Here is a 7,647-nt window from a genome sequence, read left to right on the forward strand (position 1 = left end):
CGCCCCCCGCGCCCCGCCGCCGCGAACCTGCGGCCGTCAGCTCTCCGCGCCGCCGCGAACCTGCGGCCGTCAGCTCGCAGGCAACCAGCAGGCTGATTCTGGTTACCCGGCACCGCATCCAGGCCCGGCCCCGCGGGCAACCCCAGCCCCGCCGGTACCAAGCGTTCCCGCTTGGCCCGGCCCCGGCGCTGGCGCCCAGACAATGGGAAAGATCCTCCGCCCCCCGACTCCGAAAAGCCTTCCCGATAACCGCTGCGTCCGGGCTAGATCTCGCCGAAAAGCCGGTCGCCCGCGTCGCCGAGGCCGGGGATGATGTACCCCTTGTCGTTCAGCCGCTCGTCGACGGCGCCAGTCACCACGCGGACCGCGGGGGATCGGTCGCCGGGGAAGGCCTGGTCGAGGCGGGCCAGCCCCTCGGGGGCGGCGAGCAGGCAGATCGCGGTCACGGACGCGGCGCCGCGGTCGGCGAGCATGCGGATCACCGTGACCAGCGTGCCGCCAGTGGCGAGCATCGGGTCGAGCACGAACACCTCGCGGCCGGTCAGGTCGGCGGGCAACCGGTTCGCGTACGTGGACGCGACGAGCGACTCCTCGTCCCGCACCATGCCGACGAAGCCGACGCTGGCCATCGGCAGCAGCCGGGTCATCCCGCCCAGCATGCCGATGCCCGCCCGCAGCACCGGGACGATCAGCGGCTTGGGCTGGGCCAGCATCGCGCCGGGCGCGGTGCCGACGGGCGTGGTGACGGTCACCTCGGTCACGCGGACCTCACGGGTCGCCTCGTAGGCGAGCAGGGTCACCAGTTCGTCGGCGAGCGCACGGAACGTGGCGGTGTCGATCCGGGCGTCGCGGAGCAGGGTGAGCTTGTGCGTGACCAGCGGGTGGTCCGCGAGCAGCGTGCGCATGGACAGCTAGTGTGTCAGGTGCCGCCCCAGCCGTCCGTTACCAGGCGGGCCGCCGGGAGCGCGCCCCGGTGCGTGAGCTGGCCAGGTCCCGCTCGATGCGCCCGGCGGTGGCGAGCAGCGGGTGCAGCAGGTCGGCGACCACGCTCTCCAGGCTGCGCCGGCCGGCGTGCGTGGATACGTTGACGGCGGCGATCACCGTGCCGCTCGGGTCCCTGATCGGGGCGGCCAGTGAGCGGAGCCCCTCTTCGAGTTCCTGGTCGACGAGCGCCCAGCCCCGGCTGCGGATGGTCCGCAGCTCCTGGCGCAGCTGGGCGGTGCTTGTGATGGTGAGATCGGTAAGCCCGCGCAGCCGGGCCGAGGCCAGGTAGTCATCCAGCCACTCGTCCGGCTTCGCCGCGAGCAGCACCCGGCCCATCGACGTGGCGTACGCGGGGAATCGGGTGCCGACGCTGATCGTCACCCGCATGATCCGTTTGGTGGCCACCCGGGCGATGTAGACGACATCGTCGCCGTCGAGCTCGGAGACCGAGGAGGACTCGCGGACCTCGGCGACGAGCTCCTCCAGGTGGGGCAGGGCGACCTCGGGCAAGGTCAGGCTGGACAGGTAGGCGTACCCCAGCTCGAGGATCTTGGGGCGCAGCGAGAACCGCCCTCCGTTGTTGTGCATGTAGCCGAGATGCACCAGGGTGTGCAGGAAGCGCCGGGCGGCGGCGCGGCTCAGCCCGGTGGCCGCGGCAACCTCGGAGAGGCTGAGCACGGGGTGGTCCTCGTCGAAGGCGCGGATCACCGACAGGCCGCGCTCGAGCGACTGCACGAAGTCGCCTTCCGCCGCGCCGATCTCGGCGGCGCCCGCGTCCCCGTTGACCAGTTCGTCGTGCATCGAGCCTCCCGCGCCGGGTTGCGATGCGCTCTGCTGCCGCACCGGCGGCGCTGGGCCGGCGCCCTGTCATCACGTTACTTGCCCGATGATAACAATCGTAGAGCGGGCGCAAGGTGTTCGCTTTCTGAACTATCGTGCGTTATACGGACATTCAAGAGGGGTTCCGTTCAATGGCTGTTACTTCGCGGACCCGAGTCGGGATTGTCGGTGCCGGTCCCGCTGGGCTGCTGCTCGCGCACCTGCTGGCGCTGCACGGCATCGAGTCCGTCGTCGTCGAGAACCGGTCGCGGGAATACTGCGAGGCCCGCCAGCGCGCGGGGCTGCTCGAGGCGGGAACGGTGGAGCTGCTGCGCGGCGTCGGCCTGGGAAAGCGGCTGGACGCCGAGGGCATGGAGCACGGCGGCATCTACCTGCAGTTTGACGGCCAACGCCACCACCTGGACTTTCGCTCGCTGACCGACGGCCGGTGGGTCACGATCTACGCCCAGACCGAGATCGTCAAGGACATGATCGCGGCGCGGCTCGCGGCCGGGGCAGTGATCGAGTTCTCGGCCTCGGACGTCGCGGTCTCTGACGTGACGTCGGACCGCCCGGTGCTGTCGTACCGGGACGCGTCGGGGGTCGCGCACGAGGTGTCCTGTGACGTGATTGCCGGATGCGACGGGTTCCACGGGATCTGCCGGCCGCTCGTCCCGAACCTGTCCGTGTATGAGCGGGCCTATCCCTACGCGTGGCTGGGCATCCTGGCCGATGCCGCGCCCTCCACCGACGAGCTGATCTACTCGCGGCATCGGGACGGCTTCGCGCTGTACTCGATGCGCTCGCCCGAAGTCAGTCGGCTCTACCTGCAGGTCGCCCCCGACGAGCCCGTAGCGGACTGGCCGGACGACAGGATCTGGGCGGAGCTGCAGAAGCGGTTCGCGGTAGACGGCTGGTCCGTCAGCGAGGGCACGATCACGGACAAGTCCGTCACCGCGATGCGCAGCTTCGTGGCCGTTCCGATGCGGCACGGGCGCCTGTTCCTGGCCGGGGACGCGGCCCACATCGTGCCGCCGACCGGAGCCAAGGGGCTCAACCTCGCGTTTTCTGACGTGATCGTGCTCGCCGGCGCGCTGCGCGCCGCGCTGCTCGACGGATCGTGGGAGCTGGCCGGCGCGTACTCCGACATGTGCCTGGACCGGGTGTGGCGTGCCACCCACTTCTCCTGGTGGATGACCTCAATGCTGCACGTCGCCCCTGGGCAGGACCCCTTCGAGTCGCAGCTGCAGCTGGCGCAGCTGCGGTACGTGACATCCTCGCGTGCCGCGGCGAAGTCCCTCGCCGAGAACTACTGCGGCTACAAGCCGCTGAGCCTGCAGGCCCCGGCCTAGCGCCCGACGGCTAGCCGGGCAGCGTCACGGGTGGAGGTGACGGCGCGGGCGCAGCGCGCGGGCGAGCAGCGCGGACAGCGCGGCGGCGGTTCCCGTGCCGGTCAGCGTGAGCGCCATGGGCCCGGCGACGGCCGGCTCGTCGAGCAGCTGCAGGGCGCGCAGCCGGTGCCGCAGCATGTGGATCTCGCTGCGGATCGCGCCCGCCAGGCTGTTGCCCGACCTCGACGTCCATCCCTCGGCGGCGTGCAGCCCGGTCAGCCTTCCGGCCAGCTCCTCGAAGCTGACCGGACCGTCGCTCAGCGTCACCACCAGCAAGGCGGCTTCGCGCACGGCGACCGTGAAGTCCGGGTCGGTGCCGTCGTCGGGGCCGATCAGCGCCGCTGTCCCGATGTGCCAGCGGACCGCGGCGTCCTCGGCCATCAGGCGTCCGGTTCTGGTCAGCACCAGGCTCGTGCCGCTGCGCCGCACCGCGCCCATCTCGTGCTGTGCCAGGCCGCGCAGGGTGTGCAGCGGAAACACGTCGAGTTCCTGGTGGCGCGTGCCGCCGCGAGTATGCCCGCCCCAGCCGAACATCCCGGCGGCCTCGCCGACCAGCGCGGGGGCGATGTAGTGCCGGGCGGTCAGCCGAAGGCCGGCGTCGGCATGCTGCAGCAGCCAGCGGAGCGTCGGCAGCGGCTCGCCCGGCAGCACGGGCGGCTCGAGCAGGCGCGGAACCACGCGGCGCGCCATCTGGGCGCGCTCACCCGGGTGGCCGTTGGCCCACTCGTCGATGCGCTCGGCGCTGATCCGGCTGAGCCAGGTGTCGGCGCCCGGCTCTCCTGTGGACCGGGTCAGCCAGCGTTCCACCAGCGCGGCACGCTTGGTCTTCCATCCGCTGACGCCGACCCGCAGCTCGCGCGCGGCCACCGCGAGCTCGATGGCCGCCGCGCAGGCGTCGTAGGCGGCGCGCTCCTCCGGGCCCATCGCCGAGCTCCAGGCGAGCAGGTCCGTGTCGGGCGGTGCCACGTGCGACGACGCGAGCGCCTTGGAGTAAGCGGCCACGCCGTCCGCCTGCCCGCAGGCGTAGGCCGCGATGATCTGCTCGGTCTCCGCCGAGGCGCAGACGTCACCGTAGCGGTCCATCCCCGCCAGGATGAGCAGCCTGGACAGCGCCCGTGCGACGGCGAAGTGGCCGTTCGCCGGAGCTGGCCAGCTGGTCGGCAGCACGTACCACAGGAATTCCTGCAAGCGCAGCAGCGAGATCGCCTCGAGGCCGCCGCCCGAGGTCAGCCAGCGGAGGGCTGCCCTCGCGTCGTCGGCCACCGCAGGGTCCTCACGCGCCAGCGCCTTGAGTGCCTCCGCCTCAGTCATCATGCGGCCAGTCTGCCCCACGCGGAACGACCGCGGTAGACACGTTGCTGATTTGGCCGATGATGTGATGGTCGTTACGTACCGGCCGACAAGCCCGTTTCGCGTGCCGCCTCGCGGGCGCGCCCGCAGCGCGCTTCCGGCATCATTGCTCAGGTGAGCGGCATCTACGACGAACCCGGGCTGTACCAGCTCGCCTGTGCCTACCGGGACGTCCCCGTCGAGGTCAGCGCCCTGCTGAACTGGTGCGCGAGTCACTGGCAGGGGGACGCGGGCGCGGCCGTCCAGTCGGTCATCGAGCTCGCCGCCGGCCCGGCCGAACACGCGCTGGAACTCGCCCGCCGCGGACTGCGGGCGACCGCGCTCGACCGCTCCGCGCCGATGTGCTCTTACGCGGCGGCGCAGGCGGCGGCTGCCGGGCTTGACCTCGACGTCGTCCGGGCGGACATGCGAGACTTCAGTATCCCCGCTCGCTTTGATCTCGCCATTACCATGCTGAACTCGCTCTGCCACCTGTTCACGCTGGACGACCTCGTCGCGCACCTGACCGCGGTGGCGGCCCACCAGCGGCCGGGCGGGCTGTACATCGTCGAGCTCGCGCACCCCGCGGACTATCTCGCCCAGGTGCCGAGGACCAGCAGCGAATGGACGATCGAACAGGACGGCGTGCGCGCCGAGGTGCGGTGGGGCGGCCATCAGGACCGGATCGACCCGGTCACCCAGATCACCTCAGAGCACATGAGCATCACCGCTCATGGCGCCGACGGCACGGTCCGCTCGGTGAGCGACGTGGTGCCCAACCGGTTCTGGACGGCGACGGAAATGACCGCCGCGATCCGGCTGGCCGGCGGTTACGCGCTCGCGGCCAGCTACGGCGACTTCGACGACACGACCATGCTCGGCGACCCGGCGGCCTGGCGCATGATCCTGGTGTTGCGCCGCGGGTAACCCCGTCGCCGCCAGCAGGCTCTCCCGCACCGTGGTCGTCATGGGATCGTCCGCGCCCAGGTACTTTTCGCAGTCGGCGAGCGCGCGCTGATACTGCGCGATCGCATCCCGCATCCGGCGCGCGAGCTGGTACGCGGCCGCGAGGTTGGCGCGGGTGCTGAGCGTGTCACGGTGGTCGGGTCCCTGCACCCGCTCCCGGTCGGCCAGCGTCCGCTCGTACTGCGGGATCGCGGCTTTCAGCTTGCCGGCGCTGCGGTAGGCGAACGCCAGGTCGTCGCGCGCGGTCATCGTGTCGGGGTGGTCGGCGCCCTGGATGCGCTCCCGGTCGGCGAGCACGCGCTCGTAGTGCGCGACCGCGTCCCTGTGGTCCCCGGACAGCACGCAGGCGCCGGCCAGGCTTGCCCGCGCCGCCACGGTGTCCGGGTGGTCGGGGCCGTATGCCCGTTCCCGGTCGGCCAGCGTCCGCTCGTAGGCGGCGATCGCCTCGCTCAGCTGCCCCACCGCCTGGTAGGCGCCGGCCAGGCTGGCCCGCGCCGTGAGCGTGTCACGGTGCGCGGGGCCGAGCGCGCACTCGGACTCGGCGAGCGTCCGCTCGTACAGCAGGACGCCATCGCCTGGCCGCCCGTCGGCCTGGTACGCGGCGGCCAGGCTCGCTCGCAGCGCCAGCGTGTCGCGGTGCACGATGCCGAACAGCCGCTCGGACTGGGCCAGCGTCTGTTCGAACAGCGCGATCGCCTCGGCCTCCCGCCCGGCCCGCGCATAGCAGTGCGCCAGCTTGATCCGGGCGGTTACCGCATCCGGGTGCTCGGCCCCGAGTTCGCGCTCGCGGTCGGCCAGCGCGGCCTCGAGAACGGGGATCGCCTCGGCCTCCCGCCCTGTCGCCGAATACGCGGCGGCCAGCCGGTCCCTGGCCAGCGTGGACTGCGCGTGCGCCGCGCCGAGCCGCTGCTTGCAGCCCGTCGCGATCGACTGCCAGTAGGTGACGGCCGAGTCGGCGAGCAGGCTCTCCTCAAGCGAGGTCCCGGCCCGCAGCAGCACCGGGTGGGCGTCCGGCTGCCACAGCAGGTCCGCGGCGCAGGACTGCAGTCCCGCCGCGCAGTCCCGCAGCGCCTGGCTCAGCTGCGGCTCGGCGCCCGCCGCCCCCGCGTCCGGCCAGGCCTCGAGCAGGGCGCTTGCGGCGGCCGTCACCACCTGCTCCGCGCCGGCGCGCGACAGGTAGGCCCAGACCGCCGCCCGCACCGCCGGGTGCACCCACACGGTCCGCACGGCGCTGGTTCTCTCCACGCTGACCAGGTCGAGCCTGTTCAGGTTCGCGTACGCGGCGCGGACCAGGTGCTGGTCGTCGCCGGCGACACCCGGAGTGCGGCCGATGATGTAACCGCATGCCGCGCGCGAGGTCAAGACGGCCGCCGGGATGCCGCAGGTGCCGCAGACGGCGGCGAACGCGAGCGCCGGCCAGGCGAGCCCGGCGGGAGGCAGTTCGTGGGCGCGCTCGACCGCGAGCGACCAGCTGGCGAGCATGGACGGCGGGCAGCCGTCGGCGACGGTGTCCGCGGTGGCCCGCAGCCGCTCGGCGTACTGGCGGCGGTAGTCCCGGCACGTGGCCTCGCTTTCCGTGATCGCCGCCGCCGCGTGCGCCATGCTGATCGGGAGCCCGCCGACCTCTTCGGCCAGGTCGAGCGCTTCGATCCGCTGGTCCGGGTAGCCCGTGAGCCGGGAGTTGAGGTACGCGAGCGCCTCCCGCCTGCTGAGCCCTGGCACCGGCACGACCGTCCGGTCGGCGGCGCGCAGTTCCGCCTCAGGCAGGCGCGTGGTCACGACGACCTGCCCGGTCTCGCCAGCAGGCCACAGCCCGTCCAGGTCGCCAGCGGACGTCACGTCGTCGAGGATCACCGCCCACGGCCGCCGGGTCCGCCCGAGCCAGCCGAGGAACCGCCGCGCGGCGGCGTCCGCGCTCTCGCCTGGCTTGTCGCCGTCGACGTCGGCGGCGGCCTGCGCGAAGCCGGACAGGATGGCGGTCCTGCTCGCCGCGGGCACCCACACCAGCAGGTCCACGGCGCCCGCGGTCCACATCGCGTGCGCGTAACCGACCGCGAGCTGCGTCTTCCCGGTACCGCCCGCCGCGCCCGCCCCGCTACCGCCCGCCGCGCCCGCGCTACCGCCCGTGACGCCTCCGGTACCGCCCGCCGCGCCCGCG

General features: G+C 72.7%; 5 protein-coding genes and 1 pseudogene. 2 read left to right on the forward strand and 4 right to left on the reverse strand.

Annotated features, from left to right (window positions below):
* Window positions 1–263: 263 nt before the first annotated feature.
* The gene (upp, locus tag Q1N79_RS30030) at window positions 264–905 is read right to left on the reverse strand and encodes a uracil phosphoribosyltransferase (protein WP_300614504.1); all 642 of its coding nucleotides are present in this window, start codon (window positions 903–905) and stop codon (window positions 264–266) included.
* Window positions 906–942: 37 nt separating this feature from the next.
* The gene (locus Q1N79_RS30035) at window positions 943–1,785 is read right to left on the reverse strand and encodes an IclR family transcriptional regulator C-terminal domain-containing protein (RefSeq protein ID WP_300614505.1); all 843 of its coding nucleotides are present in this window, start codon (window positions 1,783–1,785) and stop codon (window positions 943–945) included.
* 170 nt (window positions 1,786–1,955) lie between these two features.
* Here Q1N79_RS30035 and Q1N79_RS30040 point away from each other — a divergent pair, with 170 nt between their 5' ends.
* On the forward strand, window positions 1,956–3,155 hold the full coding sequence (locus Q1N79_RS30040; RefSeq protein WP_300614506.1) for a 4-hydroxybenzoate 3-monooxygenase: 1,200 nt from the start codon (window positions 1,956–1,958) through the stop codon (window positions 3,153–3,155).
* A gap of 24 nt (window positions 3,156–3,179) precedes the next feature.
* Here Q1N79_RS30040 and Q1N79_RS30045 read toward each other — a convergent pair whose 3' ends face one another.
* Window positions 3,180–4,508, reverse strand: a complete 1,329-nt coding sequence (locus Q1N79_RS30045) for a hypothetical protein (protein ID WP_300614507.1) — start codon at window positions 4,506–4,508, stop codon at window positions 3,180–3,182.
* Window positions 4,509–4,658: 150 nt separating this feature from the next.
* On the opposite strand from Q1N79_RS30045, the gene Q1N79_RS30050 reads away from it, so the two are divergent.
* The gene (locus Q1N79_RS30050) at window positions 4,659–5,450 is read left to right on the forward strand and encodes a bifunctional 2-polyprenyl-6-hydroxyphenol methylase/3-demethylubiquinol 3-O-methyltransferase UbiG (RefSeq protein WP_300614508.1); all 792 of its coding nucleotides are present in this window, start codon (window positions 4,659–4,661) and stop codon (window positions 5,448–5,450) included.
* A gap of 99 nt (window positions 5,451–5,549) precedes the next feature.
* Here Q1N79_RS30050 and Q1N79_RS30055 read toward each other — a convergent pair.
* A pseudogene (locus Q1N79_RS30055) lies at window positions 5,550–7,523 on the reverse strand (tetratricopeptide repeat protein); the annotation flags it as partial.
* Between the last annotated feature and the right edge of the window lie 124 nt (window positions 7,524–7,647).

The sequence above is a fragment of the Trebonia sp. genome (assembly GCF_030042015.1).
GTDB lineage: Bacteria > Actinomycetota > Actinomycetes > Streptosporangiales > Streptosporangiaceae > Trebonia.